This window comes from Polyangiaceae bacterium, from assembly GCA_015075635.1.
Lineage (GTDB): Bacteria > Myxococcota_A > Polyangia > Polyangiales > Polyangiaceae > JADJKB01.
Genome location: JABTUA010000001.1, coordinates 756655 through 776811, shown reverse-complemented (window position 1 = coordinate 776811; position 20157 = coordinate 756655). Strand labels below are relative to the sequence as shown.

The 20157-nt window shown below is 71.2% G+C and carries 16 protein-coding genes; 8 read left to right on the top strand and 8 right to left on the bottom strand.

Annotation, left to right across the window (positions count from 1 at the left end; all coding sequences use genetic code 11):
* Positions 1–31: 31 nt before the first annotated feature.
* Entirely contained in the window at positions 32–673 is a 642-nt protein-coding gene (locus HS104_03595) for an ABC transporter ATP-binding protein (GenBank protein MBE7479063.1), read from the top strand.
* Here HS104_03595 and HS104_03590 read toward each other — a convergent pair.
* Positions 663–1334: a dethiobiotin synthase gene (locus HS104_03590; GenBank protein MBE7479062.1), complete on the bottom strand. Its 672-nt coding sequence runs from the start codon at positions 1332–1334 to the stop codon at positions 663–665. The two genes, HS104_03595 and HS104_03590, sit on opposite strands and share 11 nt — an antisense overlap.
* Positions 1307–2425 carry an 8-amino-7-oxononanoate synthase gene (locus HS104_03585; GenBank protein MBE7479061.1) on the bottom strand — a complete coding sequence of 373 codons (1119 nt, stop codon included), beginning with the start codon at positions 2423–2425 and terminating at the stop codon, positions 1307–1309. The genes HS104_03590 and HS104_03585 overlap by 28 nt, the downstream gene beginning before the upstream one ends.
* A 262-nt stretch (positions 2426–2687) precedes the next feature.
* Between HS104_03585 and HS104_03580 the strand changes: the two genes are divergently transcribed.
* The gene (locus HS104_03580) at positions 2688–3263 is read left to right on the top strand and encodes a hypothetical protein (protein ID MBE7479060.1); all 576 of its coding nucleotides are present in this window, start codon (positions 2688–2690) and stop codon (positions 3261–3263) included.
* Positions 3264–3308: 45 nt separating this feature from the next.
* On the top strand, positions 3309–3638 hold the full coding sequence (locus HS104_03575; GenBank protein ID MBE7479059.1) for a cell division protein ZapA: 330 nt from the start codon (positions 3309–3311) through the stop codon (positions 3636–3638).
* Positions 3639–3640: 2 nt separating this feature from the next.
* On the opposite strand, the gene HS104_03570 is transcribed toward HS104_03575, so the two are convergent.
* From HS104_03570 to aroB, 3 genes are all read right to left on the bottom strand, one after another.
* A complete protein-coding gene (locus HS104_03570; protein ID MBE7479058.1) occupies positions 3641–4207 on the bottom strand; it encodes a hypothetical protein in 567 nt (188 codons plus the stop codon).
* Between the two features lie 8 nt (positions 4208–4215).
* Positions 4216–4980 carry a hypothetical protein gene (locus HS104_03565; GenBank protein ID MBE7479057.1) on the bottom strand — a complete coding sequence of 255 codons (765 nt, stop codon included), beginning with the start codon at positions 4978–4980 and terminating at the stop codon, positions 4216–4218.
* A gap of 82 nt (positions 4981–5062) precedes the next feature.
* Positions 5063–6622 carry a 3-dehydroquinate synthase gene (gene aroB, locus HS104_03560; protein MBE7479056.1) on the bottom strand — a complete coding sequence of 520 codons (1560 nt, stop codon included), beginning with the start codon at positions 6620–6622 and terminating at the stop codon, positions 5063–5065.
* A gap of 117 nt (positions 6623–6739) precedes the next feature.
* Between aroB and HS104_03555 the strand changes: the two genes are divergently transcribed.
* The 5 genes from HS104_03555 to HS104_03535 all read left to right on the top strand — a co-directional run bounded on the left by HS104_03555 (position 6740) and on the right by HS104_03535 (position 14492).
* On the top strand, positions 6740–6994 hold the full coding sequence (locus HS104_03555) for a DUF167 domain-containing protein (protein MBE7479055.1): 255 nt from the start codon (positions 6740–6742) through the stop codon (positions 6992–6994).
* Positions 6991–7812 (top strand): diaminopimelate epimerase, encoded by an 822-nt coding sequence (dapF, locus tag HS104_03550; GenBank protein MBE7479054.1) that lies wholly within the window; start codon positions 6991–6993, stop codon positions 7810–7812. The genes HS104_03555 and dapF overlap by 4 nt, the downstream gene beginning before the upstream one ends.
* Before the next feature lie 9 nt (positions 7813–7821).
* Positions 7822–8892: an isocitrate/isopropylmalate dehydrogenase family protein gene (locus HS104_03545; protein MBE7479053.1), complete on the top strand. Its 1071-nt coding sequence runs from the start codon at positions 7822–7824 to the stop codon at positions 8890–8892.
* Between the two features lie 66 nt (positions 8893–8958).
* Positions 8959–12186 carry a response regulator gene (locus tag HS104_03540; protein ID MBE7479052.1) on the top strand — a complete coding sequence of 1076 codons (3228 nt, stop codon included), beginning with the start codon at positions 8959–8961 and terminating at the stop codon, positions 12184–12186.
* A 35-nt stretch (positions 12187–12221) separates the two neighbouring features.
* Entirely contained in the window at positions 12222–14492 is a 2271-nt protein-coding gene (locus HS104_03535; GenBank protein MBE7479051.1) for a sulfatase-like hydrolase/transferase, read from the top strand.
* Here HS104_03535 and HS104_03530 read toward each other — a convergent pair.
* From HS104_03530 to HS104_03520, 3 genes are read right to left on the bottom strand one after another with little or no spacing between them, the layout of a single operon-like run.
* Positions 14489–16363 carry a hypothetical protein gene (locus HS104_03530; protein ID MBE7479050.1) on the bottom strand — a complete coding sequence of 625 codons (1875 nt, stop codon included), beginning with the start codon at positions 16361–16363 and terminating at the stop codon, positions 14489–14491. The genes HS104_03535 and HS104_03530 overlap by 4 nt on opposite strands.
* Positions 16364–16382: 19 nt before the next feature.
* The gene (locus HS104_03525) at positions 16383–18524 is read right to left on the bottom strand and encodes a CehA/McbA family metallohydrolase (protein ID MBE7479049.1); all 2142 of its coding nucleotides are present in this window, start codon (positions 18522–18524) and stop codon (positions 16383–16385) included.
* Positions 18521–20119: an SUMF1/EgtB/PvdO family nonheme iron enzyme gene (locus HS104_03520; GenBank protein MBE7479048.1), complete on the bottom strand. Its 1599-nt coding sequence runs from the start codon at positions 20117–20119 to the stop codon at positions 18521–18523. Before HS104_03520 ends, HS104_03525 begins: the two co-directional genes overlap by 4 nt.
* Positions 20120–20157 lie beyond the last annotated feature (38 nt).

Sequence of the window (20157 nt, the reverse complement as noted above, 5' to 3'; positions counted from 1 at the left end):
CCCTGTGATATCGATGGCGCCTGGCCCCAGGATGGCGCGGATCGAACGTATAGAAGTCCGAGCGGTGTCGCGTTTGTTCGGGGCGACGCTGGCGCTGCGCGGGGTGAGCGTGGATTTCTCCCAGGGGGAGCTGGTCTTCCTCGAGGGTCCCAACGGGGCCGGCAAGAGCACGCTTCTCGCCGTGATCGGCACGGTCCTGGCGCCGAGCAGCGGCAGCGTGACCTACGCCCCGAACGGCGCCGACCGCGAGGGTGCGCGCGAGCAGATCGGCTGGGTCGCGCACGAATCCCATTGCTATCGCGAGCTCACCGGGCGGCAGAACGTCGAGCTCGCGGCGCGCTTGCGCGGCGTCGAGCCGAAGGCCGCCTGGGAGCGGGCCTGCGCGCGCGTCGGCGCCAGCACGTTCGGAGACCGGCGCGTGTCGACCTTGAGTCGCGGACAGCGGCAGCGCATCGCGCTGGCCCGCGCGCTGGTCCACGAGCCGGCGATCCTGCTTCTCGACGAGCCCTTCTCGGGCCTGGACCCCGCCAGCTCCGAGCGGCTCGAACAGGTGCTCGTGGACGAGCGGCAGCGGGGCGCCATCGTCATCGTCGTCAATCATGCCCCTGGCCTGGCCGAGAAGCTGAGCGCTCGAACGGTCCGCATCGAGGGCGGCCGAGTCGTCAAGAGCTGATGAACGCCTCGGCGAGGGCGCTCGCGTCGTCCTCGCCGGGCCCGAGCACGAAGGCCGGGTCGGCGATGCCGAGCTCGCGCAGCTCGTCCGCGTTGGTCCCCGTCGAGGCGTCCACGCTGGCCGCCGACAGCGCGACCAGATCCGGCGGGCGGCCGAGCGCGGCCATGGCGATCAGCGTCGAGCCGAGCGCGTGCAGCACGCCAAGCGAGTCGGGACCCACGAGCAACAGCTTGGCGGGGTCGAGCGCCCGGGCGAGCTCCAGGTTCCTGGCCTCGCGGCTGAGCGGCGAGAGGGCGCCTCCCGCGCTCTCGATCACCGAGAAGATATATGGCGACGTATTGTCACATAGTGCTAACTGAGACTCCTGCTGGGCGACCCAGCCCGTCAGCTCCGCAACGCTGACTCGGCGTCCTTCTCGCCGCGCTGCGAGGTGGGGCGAGAGCGGCTCGGCCAACGCGATCAGCGGGTGAGGCTCCACGCGGATCGAGTTTTCCACGTCGAACGCCCGGGCGTCGGCATCCCCGCCGGACTCGAGGGGCTTGAGCGCCAGGGTCGGGCCGATGCGGCGGAGGGCCCTGGCGAGCGCCACGGTCAGCCGGGTCTTGCCGACGCCGGTCCCGGTGCCCAGCACGACTACTCTGCGCAGGCGGCGATCAGGCATGTGGCCAGGCGCTCCAGGGTGGCGTCGTCGAGGGCGGTCGAAACGGTGATCCGCAAGCGGGCACTACCAGCGGGGACAGTCGGCGGGCGGATGGCCTGAGCGCGGAACCCATCGCGCTGAAGAGCGTCCGCGACGCGCAGGGCCCGGGCGTTGTCCCCGAGCAGGATCGGCACGATGGGGCCCGTCGATCCAGGTGCCGCCTCGACCCCGGCTGCCCGAAGCCGGGCCCGAAGCTGCGCCGCGGCCTGCGCCAGCCGGCTTCGCCCCGCCTCATCGCGCCGCGCCCGGCGCACCTGCTCGCGGGCGATCAGGGCCAGGAGCGGGGAGCTGGCGGTCGAGAAGACCAGGCTGCGAGCGCGGTTCCAGAGCCACCGCCGCAGCTCGCCGGAGCCAGCGACGAAGGCACCATGGACCCCGATGGCCTTGCCCAGCGTGCCCACCAAAGCGTCGGGAACGACCCCGGTGGCCCGGCACAGGCCGGCGCCCTCGGGCCCGAATACTCCCAGGGCATGCGCCTCATCGACCAGCAGGCTGGCGCCAAAGCGGTCGCAGAGCCGGCGCAGCCCGGGCAGGTCCGCTTGGTCACCGTCCATGCTGAAGTAGGACTCGGTGACGACGAAGCGCCGAGCACCTGCCGCGGGCTCGGCCAGGACTCCCTCCACCGCAGCCAGGTCGCGGTGCGGGACGACCGCGACGTCGGCCCGAGCGAGCCGGCAACCGTCGATGATCGAGGCGTGGTTCAGGGCATCCGACACGACCCGATCTCCGGGTCGAGCCAGGGCCTGAAGCAGGCCCAGATTCGCGGCATAACCACTGGAGAAGAGCAGGGCGGAGGGCAACCCAACCCAACTCGCGAGCTCGGCTTCGAGGGCCAGGTGGGGCTGGGTCGTGCCGTGGATCAGCCGGGAGGCTCCAGCGCCCGCCTCTGCAGCTTCACATTCGAGCAGTGTTGCACGTGAAACAGGCGTGCGGGCGTAGGCGAGATAATCGTTGGAAGCGACGTCGATCAGGTCGAGGCGTGCGCCCGTAACCTCGCGTAGCAGGCCCTGGCGAGCAAGCTCCGCCAGCTCTTTCTCCAGAAAATCCAGCATTCCGCGCGGCAGGCATAGCAGCTTCGGGGCCTGCCCAGGGAGGAGATCGACAGCGCTCGCTCAGGCTCGCTCAGGCGCTTTCCTCGGCGATCGGCGTTTCGGGGGTTTCACGCCCGTTGGCCCAAAAAGACGACAGAGTTTTATTATACTAAACCTAGTAATATCAAATGGATAAGTGCAATCCTGGGCTGGGGTGGCGCTTCAGAGGCCTCTCCTCGAGGCCTTTTTTGATGATCCATAAAAACAGAGTAGTCTTTCTCGCATGGCCCCTCGCGGCCTGTATCAGCGCGGATTGAGTCAGGCCGAGCGGTGGGCGCTCCACCGCAGTGAGTTGATCCGCGCCACGGCGGAGGTGCTCAACGAGCGCACGGCGCTGAACGTGCAGAACATCGTGCGCCGCGCGGGCAAGGGCCGGAACACGTTCTACGCGCACTTCGCCAGCCTCGAGCAAGCGACCCGGGCGGTCGAGAGCAGCGCCGCGATGATGGTCGCCGGACGCGTCGAGGGTGCGCTCAGACACAGCGTGGCGCCGCGCGAGCGCCTGCGCGGTGTGATCTCCGGTTGGCTGGCGGCGGCCAGCGAATCCCCCGATTTGATCGGCGCTTTTCTCTCGTCTGCGTCCAGCTCGCGCTGCGCGGCGTTGGCGCGCCAGCAGCTGCGCGGCGCGCTCGAAGACGCGCGCTCAGCGGGAGTGTTCTCCGGCGTCGTCGACGAAGCACGACTGCTCGCTGCAGTGGGCTCGTTTCAGGCCTTGGTGCGAATTCACGTGGAACGTCGCGCCGCCGCCGACGCCGTCGAACGCGTCGCACTCGAGGTCTTGCTGCGACTCTTCCGTTGATCGCGGGCCATTTCCATTCGACTACTCTGGTGCTACGGTCGTCCCATGAGCCGCGCTCCGGTGGAGCTTCGCGTGGGGGGACAGACCTACCGGGTCGTCGCTTCCGCGAGCGAAGACGAGCTGCGGCGCCTGGGGAGCCTGGTGGACGAGCGGCTGCGCGAGCTCTCGGGCCCGGGGCGCGCGGTCTCGCCCCAGACGCTCCTCTTGGCAGCCATCTCGCTCGCCCACGACCTGGAGGAGGAGCGCGGCCGGCGCCAGGCGCTCGAGGAGCGCTCGCGGGAGATGCTGCGCTCGGTGCTCCGGCGCATCGACGACGCGCTCGAGGCGCTCCCAGACGGCGACGGTGCCGGGGCCGAAGCCTCCCCGGAGCTCTAGCCTCAATCGTCTTCGTCGGGGTTGCCGCGCAGCCACTCGTAGGTGAAGAGGAACGGCAGCGCGAGCACCAGCCCATCGATCTGCACGCCGACCACGATGGCGTTGTGCCCGGGATCCCGGAGGTCGTGCTCGACACCGAGCAAGAGGCCCGCGGCGATGCCGTAGCTCGAGTGGAAGTTGTACGAACGACTGCCGAAGAACAGCCAGCCCGAGACGCCGGGATCCCAGTCGTCCTCCTGGCGCGCGTAGCCGCCCAGCGAGAGGCCGAGCGGCAGATACTGGGTCACCGGCAGGAGCAGCGTGGCGCCGCCGCCCAGGCGCACGTCGTCGAATCCCGCGCTGGTGATGCTGGCGAAAGGGCCCGCGCTGACGTCCGAGTAGCGGCTCCGCCCGAACAACACGTCGCCGCGCACGCCGTTGTACCAGCAGGTGTCCTGCCAGTAGCTGCCGTCGGCGCCACGGCCGCACACGCCCGTGAGCGCGCCGACGTTCCACTGTGGCTCCGCGCTGGCGGTGCCCGCGCTCCCGAGCGTCGCCGTCAGGGCACAGAGCGCGACGCGCCGCCTCATCGGGGAGCTTACCCGCCGGGGGTCTGGCAGGCCGGATCGGACGCGGAGCAGATTCGGCAGTCGATGTAGTCGTCCTGGCCGAGGTAGCACGGCAGCGGGTCCTCGCTCGCCTCGCCACCGATGCACATGTAGGCCGGGAGCTGCGCCGGGTCGGCTGCGTCTTGCGGGTAGGTGATCAGGCAACGATCGCAGGTGTAGATCGGGTAGCGCAGCGCCGCCGAGGTGATCTCCGTGCCGCCCAGCGTCTCGCCGAAGGCGCGGACGTCCACCAGATAGAGCGCGTTCGGCTGGGCCAGGCCCGACGGGATCAACGTGGTGGCGATCACGCCGTAGCCCGGGTCCTCGCCGGTTCCGACATCGACGAAGCCGACACCGGGTACGGTGAACTCGGCGACCACGTTCTCCTGGTCGTCGAGCAGCGTGACCTCGGCGCCCTTCAGCACCACGCGGTTCGACTCGTTGCGCAGCAGGTTCTTCGAGCCTCGGCGAACGAGCTGGTTACCGACCAGGAGGGCCGCGTTGTAGTTGTCGCGGAAGTGCAGATCCATCACTCCCCCGAGCAGCATGGTGGAGTTCGGATCGCCCTTGGCGAGGCACTCCCCGGCCTCCAGCTTCAGGACGGCGCGGACGAAGAGCATGGTCTCGTTGTCGGCGCAGCCTTGCGTCGCCAGAGCGAGAGGGGACAGGAGCCCGCCAATCACGATTGCTTTGGTGATGAACCGGCGCATGAAGACCTCGATGTCGGGAGGCGCACGATGGAGCGGGCGCTTCAAACCGAAGTGTATCGAGAGCCAGCGCGACACGCCAAGAATCGCGATGCGGCGCCGTCGCACTTCGCTAAGTCTGCGCGTCCGCTCAGCAGGTGAGCGCGAGGCGCCGCAGCTGTTCCAGCGGCAGCGACTGCGTCTCGACGCGTCCCGCGGCGGAAACCACCACGAAGTGGATGTAGGTGCCGCGCCGCTTCTTGTCGCGAACCAGGAGCTCGACGGCATCGCCGAGCGGCGCTCGGGAGAGATCCGTCGGCAGGCCGAGGCGGGCGAGCAGCGCGCGGACGCGCTCCGAGAGGCTCGGGCTGGTCACACCCAAGCGCTGGCCGATGCCGAGCGCCGCGACCAGGCCCAGCGCAACGGCCTCACCGTGAGTGTACGCGCTGTAGCTGGTGCAGGCCTCCAGCGCGTGCCCGACGGTGTGTCCCAGGTTGAGCACCGCGCGCAGACCCGACTCGCGCTCGTCCCGTGACACGATGCGCGCTTTGACGCCGATGCTGCGGCGGACGACCTGGGTCAGCGCGGCTGCGTCACGCGCGAGCACCGCGTCCGCGTGCGTCTCGAGGAAGTCCAGGAGCTCTGGGTCGCCCACCAACGCGCTCTTCACCACCTCGGCGAGGGCGCTCTGGAAGCCCCGCTCCGGCTCGGTGCCGAGCAGCGAGATGTCGCAGACCACGCCCGCCGGTTGCCAGAACGCGCCGACGGCGTTCTTGGCGTCGCCCAAATCCACGGCCGTCTTGCCGCCGACGGAGGCGTCCACCATCGAGAGCAGCGTGGTCGGCACCGCCAGCCAGCGCGTACCGCGCATCCAGGTCGCCGCGGCGAAGCCGGCGATGTCGCAGACCACGCCGCCGCCGAAGGCGACGAACAGGCTGCCGCGGTCGAGCTGGCTCTCCCGCGCAGCGCGCCACACGCGCTCGAGCGCGGCCGGTGTCTTGTGCGCTTCGCCCGGCTCGAGGGCCAGCGTCGCGTGGCCGCGAAGCGACTTACCCAGACTATGGCCCTGCGCCGCCTGGACGTTCTCGTCCGTCACCAGCAGCGTGGCGGTGGGCTGTCCCGACAGCGCGGCCAGACGCTCCTCCACGATCGCGCTGCCGACGTCCACGGCGTAGCTCTGGAGGCCCGCCGCCACCACCACCGGCTCGCGCTTCCAGACCGCGCTCACGGCTCGCGCTACCCGATCCACGTCGCCTTCGCCGCTGGTAACCCGCGCGTGGGCTTCGGCGTAGGCGATCCGCCGGGCCTCGTAGAGCTCGCGAGCGCGCGCCGCCGGATCAGCGCCGGAGAGCAGCGGCCTTCGCGTCGAGCTCGCGCGCGACACCACGACGTCCAGCGGGGCCTCGAGCGTGACGACGGTCGCGCGCTCCAGGGCGTGCAGGCGCAGCTCGCGGGACAAGAGCGCGCCGCCGCCGAGGGCGACCACACGCGGCGTGGGGTCCTCGAGCAAGCGCTCGAGCTCGGCGCGCTCCAGCCTGCGGAACTCGTCCTCGCCGGCGGACTGGAAGATCTCCGCCACGCTGGCGCCGGCGCGCCGCTCGACCCGGTCGTCGAGATCCTCGAAGCTCACGCCCTCGAGCTCGGCCACGCGCCGTCCCACGGTGGACTTGCCGGTGGCCATGAAGCCGTTGGTGAGCAAGGGTCGCGGCATTGGGCCTCCGACGTTGCCAGAGCGCGGCGGTCGCGGCCACCGCCGAGCTTGGCTAAGCTGCGACGCGCCTTGGACGAGCTCGCGATCACCCCCAGCGCCGAGGGGATTCGGCTGCGCATTCGGGTCAAGCCCCGGGCCTCGAAGAGCCGGGTGGTCGGAGTCCGCGAGGGCGCGCTCGAGGTCGCGGTCGCGGCGCCTCCCGTGGACGGGGAGGCCAACGCCGAGCTCACGGCGTTCCTGGCCAAGACGCTCGGCGTGTCGAAGGGCGCGGTCAGCCTCGTGAGCGGCGACACCGCCCGCTTCAAGACCGTGTCGGTGCGCGGGGTCGACGAGGCGACGGTCCGAAGTAGACTCTCCGAGGCACTCGCGTGACGCTCACGTTCCACAAGTACGAGGGGCTCGGCAACGACTTCGTCGTGATCGATGCGGCGCGAGCCGACGCGCTCGATCCGGAGCGCGCCCGCGCGCTCTGCGATCGCCACTTCGGCATCGGCGCCGACGGCGTGCTCCTGGTCGTACCCCCGTCGAGCAGCGGCGCGCGCGCGCGCATGCTGGTGCTGAACGCCGACGGCTCGCGGCCGGAGATGTGCGGCAACGGCATCCGCTGCGTGGCGCTGCACTTGGCCCGGAGGGACGGCGCCGCCGGCATCAGCTACGTGATCGACACCGACGCCGGTCCGCTCCTGTGCGAGGTGGAGCGCGACGGCGACAGCGCGCACGTCCGGGTCGGCATGGGGCGCGGGCGGCCGGAGCCCGAGCTCGCGGTCGCCTTCGACGGCCGCCGCTTGACCTTCGCGCGGGTCTCGATGGGCAACCCCCACGCCATCAGCTTCGAGGAGCCGCTCGACGCGGCCCACGCCGACCGGCTGGGGCCGGCGGTCTCGGCAGAGCTCCCCGAGGGCACCAACGTGGAGCTCGCACGCCAAAAAGGCGACGCCGCCTTCGACCTGGTGGTCTGGGAGCGTGGGGTCGGGCGCACGTTGGCCTGCGGCACCGGGGCCTGCGCCACCGCCGTCGCCGCGATTCGCTCCGGCCGCGCCCGCTACGACGCGCCCATCGCCGTCGATCTGCCGGGCGGCAGGCTCGAGATCACGGTGGCCGAGGGCTCCCTCGAGGTCAGCATGCGAGGACCGGCTCGCCGGGTGTTCAGCGGCGAGACTCCCCTCGACGCCGGACTTTCGCGCGCTTAGACCCGTGCCGTGCCGAACAAGAAGAAGATCGCGATCATCGGGGGCGATGGCATCGGGCCGGAAGTGACCCGTGAGGCCACACGACTCCTCGAGCGCTACGCCGGTCGCGGCCTTCCCATCGATCTGTGGCAGCTCGATCTCGGCGCGGAGCGCTTCCTGCGCGACGGCACCACGATGCCGAAGGAGATCTTCATCGCCATCCAGCGCGAGTGCTCGGCGGTGCTGCTCGGGGCGCTGGGCGATCCCCGCGTGCCGACGATGGAGCACGCGCGCGACATCTTGTTCGGGCTGCGCTTCGGCCTCGACCTGTACGCCAACATCCGCCCCGTGAAGGCGCTGAGCGACCGACTGGTCCCGCTCAAGGGACGTGGCAAGAAGGACGTGGACTTCGTCGTGTTCCGCGAGAACACCGAGGGCGTGTACGTCGGCGTGGGCGGTCAGGTGAAGCGCGGCACGCCGGACGAGATCGCCATCAACGAGGACGTCAACACGCGCAAGGGCGTCGAGCGCATCATCCGCGCGGCCTTCGAGTTCGCGAAGGCGCAGGGCAGGAAACGCGTGCACATGGCCGACAAGTCCAACGCCATGCGCCACGCCCACGAGCTGTGGCTCAGGGTGTTCGACGAGGTGCGCCGCGAATTTCCGGAGATCCAGGCCACCCACGTCTACATCGACGCGCTCTGCCTCTACATGGTGCAGGACCCGAGCCAGTTCGACGTGGTGGTCACGAACAACCTGTTCGGAGACATCGTCACCGACCTCGGAGCCGCGTTCCAGGGTGGGCTGGGCATGGCCGCGAGCGCCAACGTCCACCCCGCAGTGCCGGGGAAGGTGGGCCTGTTCGAGCCGGTCCACGGCTCCGCGCCGCCCCTCGCCGGCAAGAACCTGGCGAACCCGTTCGCGGCGCTCCTGACCGTCGGCATGCTGCTCGCCCACCTCGGTTGGCCCGAGGAGGAGCAACGCATCGACGAGGCCGTGGCGGACGCCCTGGAGGCCGGCAAGTGCACCAAGGACGTGGGCGGCAGCCTGAGCACCGAAGAGTCGGCCGCGGCGGTCCTGGAGCGGCTCGGGGCCAGCTAGCGCCCGTCGGGCGCACCAGGATCCGAAAAATGGGGCATCCGTTCGGCTTGTGATAGGGCCCGGACGATGATCGAGGCCGAGGAGGCTCTCCCCCAATCCGCCGGGACCCGGGTCGCCCGGGCCAGAGCGGAGTTCGTGGCGACGCTCGGCCGCCGCCTCACCGCGCTGCGCAACACGCTCCAGCAGCTGGAGGACGCGCCGAGCTCCCGCGAGCGCCGGGACATGCTGCAGCGCCGCTTGCACGCGCTCGGCTCGGCGGCCCGCGTGCTCGGCTTCGACGGCGTGGCCGACGCGCTCGAGGACGCGGAGCGAGCCCTGGGTCGAAGCGCCGGCGGCGGCCCGGTGTCTTCCACCGAGCTGGCGGAGGTCTCGCGGGCGCTGGACCTCTTGCCGTCCATCGCCTGGGGCGCCAAGCCGCCGCGTTCCGGCGTCGAGCTGCCCGATGACGTCGGTCTGCTCGCATCGGGCTGGCCGCTCTGCATCCTGGTGTTCGGACCGCCGGCGCTGGAGAGCTCCCTGGCCGCCGCCGACGAAGAAGGCATCGAGGTGGAGCTCGCGGCGGACGCCGAGGCGTTTCGCGAGCTCGCCGAGCGCGTGGGGCCCGACGTCGCGGTGATCGACGGGGACCTGAGGGGTGCCCGGGAGCTGATCGAGAACCTGGCCCACGATCCGAACCTGCCCTCCTTTCCCGTGATCGTGGTCGGCTCCTTCGAGCACCCCGAGGCCGCTTCGGGGTTCGTGTCGCTCGGTGCGGCACGAGTGCTGCCGAAGCCGGTGGGACCGGACGCGCTCTGGCGCGCGGTCCTCGAGGCCTGTCAGCACGAGACCGGGCTGCGCGGGCCCCGCGAGCCCATCGGCGACGTGACCGTGGACGAGCTGGCTCAGCGCATCGCCGCGGAAGTGCGGCGTGGGCTGGTCGAGGGGGTCGAGCCGGCGAGCTCCGCCGTGAGCGTTCCGCTCGGCGAGGGCACCGACGTTCTGGCCGCGGTCTGGGGCGCGGTGGCCCGGGTGCGCGAGCTCCTGACCATGCGCTCCCGCGGCAGCGTGCGCTTCACCTCCGGCGGACCGGAGGGCGCCGTGCCTCTGGCCCCCTGGACTGGAGCCGATCGGCGGGCAGGCGAGCGGGGCGGAGCGCTCCGGCGCAGCGACGGCGTGCGGCTCGAGGGGCGTCGCGCGGTGGTCGTGGACGACGATCCGGCGGTGGTCTGGTTCCTGAGCGGCCTCTTGCGCACTTCCGGAGTCGAGGTGGCCGAGGCGCACGACGGCCTCCGAGCGCGCGACCTGGTGCTGGAGGGTTTCCCCGATCTGGTGGTCAGCGACGTGCTGATGCCGGGGCTCGACGGCTTCTCGCTGTGCCGCGACGTCAAGCGCGACGTGGCGGTGCGCGACGTGCCGGTGATCCTGCTCTCGTGGAAGGAAGACCTGTTGCAGCGAGTGCGCGAGCTGGGTGCCGGCGCCGACGGCTACCTGCGCAAGGAGGCCGCTGCGTCGACGGTGCTGTCGCGCATTCGCGAGGTGATGCGGCCGCGGGCGCGGGTGGAGTCGCGCCTCGCCTCCGGCGGTGAGGTGCGCGGGCGGCTGGACGGGCTCACCACGCGCACGCTGCTGGAGCTCTGCCGGCGCCACCTGCCGAGCTCGCGGATCGTGGTGCGCGACTCGGTCTATCTCTACGAGATCGAGATGCGCGACGGCAGCATCCGCTGCGTCACGCGGACCGCCGCCGACGGCTCGTTCGAGCGCGGCGCCCGCGTGCTCGACGCGCTGATCGGCGTGACGGCGGGTCGCTTCGTGGTGGTGCCGAGCGCGGCGCCGGCGCGGCAGGATTTCACGGGCACGCTGGACGAGCTGGTCAAGCCGCGCGTGCGCCGCGCGCGGGCCTTGGCCCGGCTGTTCGAGGGCTCGGAGCTCGATCAGCTCGACTCGGTGATCGTGGACGGCGAGACCGTGGGCGCCTACCTGGACTCGACGCCGGAGCCGGCGCGCGGACTCTTCGCGAAGCTGCTCGGCGGCGCCCGCCCCCGGGAGCTCCTGGCCGAGGCTCCGAGCCAGCGCTACTTCCTGGAGCAGGTCCTGGCGGACATCGCGCGGCGTGGCGCCGTGATCGAGGTCGTGCGTGACGGGCAGCCGGTCGATCTGGAGGCCAGCGTGCCCGCGCCGGAGGTGGGCACCGAGCTTCCCTTGGAGCCCTCGCCTGGGCCGCTCTTCACCTTGGATCTATCGCCGGCACCGCCGGACCTTGGCGACTCGGTGGCGCGCTGGGAGAAGCCCGACGTGGTGCTGCGCGAGGCCTCGGCGCCGCTGCCGTTCAGCCGCACGGTCACCCCCGTGCCGGTGATGGCGCCGGAGGCGTCGCAGCCTTTCCCGGAGGAGCCGCGTACCGCGCCGGGGATGGGTCCGGTGCGCTACCCGCTGGCGCCCGAGCCAACGGCCAGTGCCGAGGCCGCGCCCGTCGCCAGCGCCGCGCCCGCGGAGCCTGCGGAGCCCGCGGAGGTCGAACCCGCTGCCGAGCCTGCCCTCGAGACCGCGCGCTCGGAGGAGGTTCAGGGTCGGGAAGACGAGGGCGAGGACGAGGACGAGCGCGAGAGCCCGGTGCCGCTGGTGAGCCAGCGTGAGAGCCCGGTGCCGCTGGTGAGCCAGCGCGAGACCCACACCCCCGAGACCCTGCGCGCCGAGCCTTCGCCGGCAGAGCACGAAGCCCAGCCGAAATCGGAGAAAGCGGCAATGAACGCCACCCTGCCTTCAGCCAAGCCCATCGAGTTCCCGCGCAAGAAGGCCACCGGCGCGGCCGCCCCGCCTGCCTCCAAGCGGTCCGCCGCGCCCCGTCCCGCACCCGCGAAAGCACTGGCGCAAGACAAGCCGATGGGCATGGGGAAGATCGCGCTGATCATGGCGGCTGCCGCGGTGACCGCTTTCTTCGGTGTCACCTGGGTGCGCACGAAGCTGCTCACGCCGCCGACGGACACCACCCAGGGTGCAGCGCCGGTCGAGAGCGCCGCGCCCGTCGCCGCGAAGCCCGCGGCCGCGCCGGTGGTCAAGCTCGCCGTCGAAGAGCTAGGTCTCGACGTCGGCACCCCCGTGTCGAGCGACAAGGGCGTGATCGAGGTGTCCATCGGCGAAAATCACCCCGTCTACGTGGACGGAACCTTCGTCGGACGCGGGCCCAAGCGAAAGGTGCCGGTCTCGGCTGGACCGCACGCGGTGGTGATCAAGGCCCCGGACGGCGATTTGAGCGTCCAAGTCGAGGTCAAGGTCGGCCGCCGGTTCCTGGTGTCGCGGCCTGCCGCGACCCCGTGATCGCGGCTCGGAGGGTTTCGGGCTATGCGACGGCGGTGACCTCGCGGTTCGCGGTCGTCGTGGCTGGGCTGGCGCTCGGCGGGCTCGCCCCGGCGTGCGAGCAGAAGCCCAGCGCTGCGGCCTCGGACGCGGCCGGGGCACCTGCCCCGAGCGCCGACGCTCCTTCGCCGGCCCCTCGCGAGAGTGAGGCGCTGATCGCGCGGCTGCCCAGCTGTGAGGTCCGCCACCGCGGTTTTCTCCTGGACCTCGGGACGGCCGCGACGCGGGCCAGCCGGGGCTTTCGCGCGGAGCCCTTCGAAGACGTCGCGGACGCCGAACGGGAGGGCGCGAGCGTGGCGAGAGTGCTGGTGCCGCGGGTCAGCTACGAGATCCCGCTCGACGAGGCCCACGAGGAGACCGAGGTCAGCCTGAGGCTCCGCCCTGGGGTCGCGCGGTCGGTCACCGCGGTCCTGGGCGAGCGCCGCCTGGGCAGCGTCAAGCTCGCCGCCGGCGAGACCAAGACCGTCTCGTTCCCGGTGCTGAAGGCCGCGCTCGCCGCCGGGCGCTACACGCTGACCCTGAGCTTCGCGGGCCGCCCCCGCGGTTCGAGCGATCCGCTGGCCGAGCTCGACTGGATCCGCGTGGGACCGCCGGACGAGGCGGGCGCGAGCTACGCGGCGCCGACCCTGCGCGATCTGACCACCGATGCCGTGCTCGACGGCGTGCCGCGGCGCGCGCTTGCGCTGCGCGCGCCGGCGTCCGTGCGCTGCCGCGTCTTGCTCTCGCCGGACGCGGAGCTGCGCGCCGACCTGGGCTTCTGGGGCGACGGCAAGGGGGCGCTCGACGTGCGCGTGCTGGCCGACGGCGAGGCGCCGGTGGTGCTGGAGGAACGCAAGCTGACCGGCGGTCCCGGGGCCACCTGGACTCCGCTCCGCGTGAGCCTGAAGGAGCACGCCGCGCGGGTGGTTGCCCTGGAGCTGCGTGCGCTCGAGAGCACCAAGGGCGGGCGCGTCTTGTTCGGCGATCCGCTGCTGGTACGCACCAGCGAGGCGAGCCGCGTCCCCGAGGCCTCGACCGTGGTCCTGTTCGTGTCCGCGGGCACGGACCGGCGCGTGATCCCGCCCTGGGGTCCCAGCGGCGGGCTCACCGCTCTGGGCGAGCTGTCGCGGGCGAGCGCCGCGTTCAGCGCGTATCGCGCACCGACCACGGTCCCGGCAGCGGTCGTCGGCAGTCTGCTCACCGGCGAGCCGCCGCAGGTCCACGCGCTCGAGGATCAGGCCGCCCGCCTGCCGAAGGTCGCGCGCACGCTGGGCGAGTTGCTCAAGGAAGCGAGCGGGCGCACGGCGATGTTCACCGGAGCGCCGACCACGTTCTCGGCCTTCGGCTTCGACGCGGGATGGGATCGCTTCGCACAAGTCTCGCCGGTTCAGGACGTCGAGGCCACTCAGCCGGTAGCGAGCGCGGCGCGCTGGCTCGACGACGAGCTGGGCGGTGGCGAAGCGGGGCGGCGCCTGCTGGTGATCCACGCGCGTGGCGCTCACCCGCCCTGGGACGTCAGCAGGGAAGAGGCGGCGCTACTGCCGCCGGAGGAGTACGGCGGCCAGCTCGAGCCGCGACGCGGCGGCATCGTGCTCTCGCGCCTGCGCTCGCAGCGGCGCGGGCAGAAGAAGCTCGGCGACGACGACTGGGCGAGGTTGCGCGCGCTGGTGCAGGCTTCGCTCAACAAGCAAGACGTCGCGCTCGGACAGCTGATCTCCGTGCTGAAGAAGAAGGGCATCTGGGAGTCCACGCTGTTCGTCTTCGTCGGCGACGTCGCCCCGGGCGACCCGCCGGACACGCCGTTCGATCCCGCGGGGGATCTCTCCGAGGAGCGCCTCTCGGTCCCGCTGCTGGTGAAGTTCCCGGGTGGCAAGTTCGCGGCCAAGGAGGTGCACACGCCCGTCACGACCGTGGACGTGGCGGCCACCGTCTTGCGCGCGCTCAAGCTTCAGGGACCGGCCGGCGCCGACCTGTTCGCCGCTGCCGAAGGCATGGAACCGCTGCTCGGGCGCGGGCTCGTCGCCTCCCTCGGTGACCGCTACTCCACGCGCCTCGGGCCGTGGCTGCTCGAGGGAGCACTGGGCAAGCCCCCGCGCTTGTGCCAGCTGGACGTCGATCCGGCCTGCGTGAACGACGTGTTCGCGCTGAAGCCCATCGCCGGTTGGGCAGCGTGGCAGTGGACCTGCGACGCCTTCTCGGCGGGCGCGACGCGCCGGCTGGCGCCGCGCGAACCCGCCAGCATCGACCCCGACACGGGCGCCGCGCTCACCGTGTGGGGGGACATCTAGCGTTTCACGACCGGCGGCGACCTCAAGAGCTGCAAGATCGGCTCGACCACCTGTGCCTGCACGTTGGTGCCGACGGAGTTCGTCTCCTCGTAGTGATCGCCCGGCGAGGCTTCCTCGAGGTACGGGTTCTGCGCGTCGAGCTTGTAGTCGTAATCGGGGACGATGTAGCCGATCTCGTCCTGCATCAGCCCGACCGCCCAGCGGTACTTCGCCTTCTGGTCGCGGGCCAGATCGATGATCTTGCTGCGGTCCATCTGTTCGATGGCGGGTGGACCGTCGTCGCACTGCGAGTAGCCGTCGGTGCCGCAATTCGGGTTCGTGGCCTTGTCGTTGAGCACGAAGTAGGGCTTGGGCGTGAACGGGTAAGGCGGGTCGAGGGCGCTCTTGCCGTCGGGCGTCGCGAGCAAGAGCTCGGCGTGGAGCTCTGCCGGGAAGCCCACCAGCTCCACGGGACCCACGTCGATCACGGCGATCTGCGTGCGGATCGCCGGGATGTTGTCCTCGCCGAGCTCCTTGTACTTGTCGAAGAAGTAGCCGTCGCGGTGGAAGAGCTGCTGCGCCAGGGCGATGTGGTAGCCCGTGTTCAGCACGTCCACGTAGAGCTCGCGTGCGCGAAACCCGAGCGCGGCGGTCTCGAGCGTCTCGACTCCCACCGTGAGCGCCTCGTGGGCGTACACTGCCAGGAGGCGGCCGTTGTTGTAGGCGCGCTCCAGGCCCTCCGGCACCGGATTCCCCTCGAAATCGGTGTGGTTCACCTGGCCGGGGCCGACCTGGCCGCCAAGGGGTCCGTTGAAGAAGATGGCCACACCCCCGAAGCCGGGCGTCTTCAAGCTGCCGCCTGGGGTCGTCACCTCCTGGCCCTTTTCGACGCCTTCGCGCAGCGTGTGCACGAAGTCCGCGCTGGTGAGCAGGTTCTCGTCGCCGCCGAACTCGGGGTGGCTGGTGAAGTTGATCAGCGTCGCGACGGTGGCCTGGTCGTCCGTGGCGACGAAGCGCATCACCCGGAGCTCGTTGTCGATCACGACCGGATCGCGGGTGTCGCTGACGAAGGCCGCGGTGCCGTGTTTGCCGGGATCGGTGCCGGGAATGTGCCCGTCCACGATCGACTTGCCGAGCTGGATCTGCACGGGCTCGAGCTGGGCGTTGGCCTTGGCGAGGGCCGCCGCCGTCTTCTGGCGGATCAACGCGTTGTACTCGTCCTTGACGCCGCTCGCGGTGTCGGAGGGGCCCCAGATCCCCATCGTATCCTGGGTCTCGTGGACGTGGGTGGCGGCGACGGCCAAGAAATCCAGATCGAGCTCGGGGTAGTCGGTCGCGATCAGCTCGCGCGTCTTCTCGACCTCGTTGTAGAACCAGCCCACCGCGTCCACCGCGCACAGGCCGATCTTGGTGTTGCCGCGCCGGAGGACGGCGCAGCGCACGCTGGTCTGATCGGCGTTGCCTTCGGCGGCGCGCCCGGCGCCGAAGCCGGCGATCCACGTGCACTTCATCGGATCGACGGCGGCGCACTTGGTCACGTCAGCGAGGTCGCAGGAGCCCTTCTTGACGCATTTGTCGCCCGCGAAGGGATTGAACTCGTGCTTCTTGGTGCTGGTCGGCGCGAAGGCGACGACGTGGTCGACCAGCGGCGAGATGTCCTCGCTCGCCGCGCCGGCGTAGAAGGTCGCGTCGTCGCTCGGCTTGCAGCCGGGGTCCCCTGGGCAGCGTTGATCGCAGGCGATCTCCACGTTGTGGGCGCTGCCGGCGGGCTCCTGCTCGCAGTAGGGCTTGCTCCCGGGCGAGCTGACCTCCGCGTCTTCACCGCACGCCTGCGTCAGGAACACGCCCGCTAGCCCGAGCGGAACCAACCCCAGAGCCGCTACCCAGCGCATGCCGCGAGGGTACGCGAGGTCAGGGCTCGACCCAAATGGGATTGGTGAACGCGAACGGCACGGTGCCGTCGCGGGAGGCGTTGGGCAGGCCGCGCTCGCCCTGCGCAGTGACCACGAAGAACGTCGGCTCGGTGACGGGGAAGTCGAAGCTCTGATCCAGGCGCACGACCTTCTGGCTCTTGGGGATCTGCTGCCACTTCACCCGTTTGGCCTGCCCGCCCTGCAAGATCTCCAAGGCGCGCACGTCCACCCAGGGGGCCGCCTTGACCACCACCCGCAGCCGCGCGGTCTTGCCCCGCGCGGTCTCGCCGGGGCCCTTGCCGTCGATGCTGGCCTCGATCACCGGCCCGCTGGTGACGATGGCGCGCCCAGCCTTGAGCGCCGCGAGCACGTCGGCCTGCTTCGCGGCCACGTCGTCGGCGTCCGAGCCCGAGCCGCCGTGGCGGATCAGCGTGCGCGGCAGGCCCGGATCCAGGAACGCCAGGCTGTGAGAGTCGCTCGAGCCGGTGGCCGTGTAGCGATGTCCTCGCCCGAGCAGGTGCATCCAGTCGAAGAGCACCTTCTTCACGGCCTTCAGCTTCCAGGCATCGTCGCCGTTGTAGACCTCGAGGGTGTCGAAGCCCGGGTCGTAGCCCGCGACCTTCATCTCACCGCTGGCGTCGTCGATGCCGTGATAGGTGAAGTAGCCGAGCTTCGGATCCAGCCGCGGGTGGTTCACCTGCAAGACACCGTTCGGCGAGGCCTTGCGCGCGCTGGCGAAGAGCTCGCTGGGAGTCACGTCCACGGAGCGCACGTTCTGATCGGTCCTCAGCGGAAACACGTTGAAGTGACCGAAGCGCCGGCCCAGCGTGCTCACCTCGCTGCCGACCACGGTCTGAACTCGCGTGGTGAGCAGGCCCCGCTGCTCGAGCCAGCGCACGGTGGGCGCGAGATCCGTCACCACGTAGTGGTCGGTGGCCACCGCGAGCTCGACGCCTTCGGCCGCGATGGCCACCACGCGCTCCGGCAGGCCGATGTCGGCGTCCACGCTGGGCGCCTGGTGCAGGTGCAGATCCGCGCTGATCCAGCCCGGGGTCTCGATCACGCGCGGCAGGCGGGCGGCCACCTGGACCTCGTCGCCGGCCCGCACGACCACGCTCTTCGACACCGCGTCGCGCTCGATGCCAGCCGTCACCAGCAGGCGGTAGCGCCCGGGCTCGAGCTGCCTTCGGAGCTTGCCATTGCCGGTCCAGAGGAACCGATCCGAGCCGTCCAGGTCGCCGTCCGGGGGAAAAACCGGGTCCTTCTGCCCCTCGCGGTCCAGGCGGACCTTCGCGGCGATGGGCCGTCCGGCTTCGTCGCTGACGTCGAGGCGCAGCGTGCCCGGGTTCTTCGGCGGTGTCGGCTCGGCCACCGGGATCTTCTCGAACGCGAGCTCGCGTGTGATGGTGACGCTCTGCCCGGCGGCGAGCTTGCCCTTGAAGAACAGCGCGCTGATCGCGCCTTGGAATCCCGGCTGCTTGGCAGACGTGTAGTCGAGCCACATCGCCTGCCCCGCGCCGGGGCGCAGCATCAGGTCGCCGCCTGCGCCGCGCCGCCCCACCCACTTGGCCGGGCCTTTGTACTTCATGCGCGACTGGCCCAGGCCCTCGACGTAGTAGCGCGTGTTGCCCCACTTGACCTCGTCGCCGAGCTCGACGGGACCCGACGCGCCGCCGCCCACCACGCTGAAGGTCGTGCTCACCGTCAGGCGCGGCTCGGTCGGGTGCAGCCGGTGGACGCTGCGCGCGCGATAGCGCACGCCGCCGAGCTCCGCGACCCCCTCGACCTCGATGGCGTCGGCGAGCTCGGACACCCGCGAGGCGAGCACCGGCGCGCTCTTGTCGCCGAAGCGCACGAGCGGAACCAGCTGCCAGATGGCGTCGATGTCGGTGAGCGTGCCGAGCTGCGCCGTCGTGGGCAGCGTCGGGCGGTTGCGCCAGAAGTCCACCAGGAAGCCGTCGCTCTTGCGCACCACTGCGGTGACCAGGGCGTTCTGGAGCTTCGGATCCCCGGGCGTGCCGAAGACGCGGAGCCGCGTGCCGATGTCGCCGCGGGTGAGCGTGCCCGGCCGCACGCCGGGGACGTCTCCCGAGGCGGCGGTGCCCGCGACGAGCAGGATGGCGCCGACGAGTCGCTTCACTTCCGTGCAGCTTTACAGCAGCGGAAGCTGGTCTGCGAGCCGGCGTAGATCTCGCTGTGGCTCTCGGTGGCGGCGCGGCAGCGATTACGGCCCGTGAGCCACCAGCCGCCGCGCAAGATCGAGCGCCAGGGCGGGTCGCGGCTCTCGCGCGTGGTCCACTCGTCCACGTTGCCGACCAGGTTGAACACGCCGAACGGGCTCTTGCAGCGCGGCAGCGCGTCCGCCGGCAGCCGCCGATCGCGGAGCTTCTGCCGCGGACCGAACAGATCGTCCAGGTCGTGGTTGCAGGCGCTACCGTCGCGGACGTGACCATACGGGTAGGGCAGCGCGTCCGGGCCCTCGCAGGCGAACTCCCACTCTTCTTCGCGGCACAGCCGCTTGTCCATGGCGCCGCAGATGTTCTGCGCCTCGCCCCAGGAGACGTTCACCAGCGGCAAGGCCCAACCCGACGGCGTGTACTCGTAGCGGTCGATGCAGTAGCGCAGGCTCTGCCTGCCGCCCGTGCAGCGCGTGGGCGCCTTGAACTCCGCGCAGGCGCGCTGCGGCTCCTGCCCCGGGACCTCGAGCCAGCGCAGGCACTGCTGTTCGGGCACGAGGCAGCGCTCCCCGTCCACCAGCGCCATGTCCACCGGACAAGCCGCGTCGGCGGGTTCGTACGCGGGGGGAGCCGGCTTGGGCGGGAGCTTGGCGCCCGGATCGGCGAAGGAGCGCAGGCCCGCGGGGTCTCGCGCCTCGCTCGGCGCCGGCAGCTGCACGCTCGCGGCCACCGTGTCTGCGCCCTTCAGCGCCGCGGGTTCCGGCTCGAAGCAGCAGCGGAAGCCGGTAGTGAAGTCGTGGTACTTCTCGCCGTGACGCTCGGTGACGTAGGTGCAACCCGTGCCGTTTTCCTTGGCGTCCAGGTAGTAGCCGCCCATCAAGAGCGGGCGGTCGCCGCGGGTCCACTCCAGGAGATTCCCCACCAGATCGTGCACGCCTTCCGGCGTCACGCAGGCCTCGAAGGCGGCCGTCGGCGCAACGGTGGAGGCGACCTGGTTGATGCGCGGATCGTTCATCTGGAACGAGTCCGTCGGGCGCCGGCCCTGGTGCAGCACCATCAGCGGGTGCGCGCCCCCCTGGTTGGTGTTGCAGGCCGACGCTTGCTCCTTCGGGCCATAGGGGAAGCGGCGCTTGGGTTTGTCGGTGCCCATACAGGCATCCACCCACTGCTGCGTCGTACACAGGCGCTTTCCGCTGCGCTTGCAGGCGAGGTCGGCCTGCTCCATCGAGATGTGGGCCTGCGGCACCACGCCAGGCCGGCTCTCGGCGCTGACCTTCTCGTAGGTGACCGCGTGATAGGGCGAGTGCGGCTTGTCGTCCTCCGCGACCGTCGTGGCCTCCCAGCGGTCGATGCAGAAGCGCCCGCCGACCAGCGCCATCTCCGGCGGGCAGGGCGAGCGAGGCACGCTCACCGCGACGGGAACGGTCTCGGGCGCGGGCTCCGGAGAGGGCGGGGGCTCGGGCTCTGGAGCCGGGGCGACCGGGGCAGGCTCGCTCGGCGGGTCGCTCGCCTCGGCGCAGGCGCCGAGCAGCAGGGCTCCGAGCAGGATGGCGCGCACCGCGGGAAGCTTCCCCCGCGGGGGCCCGATCGGCCAGT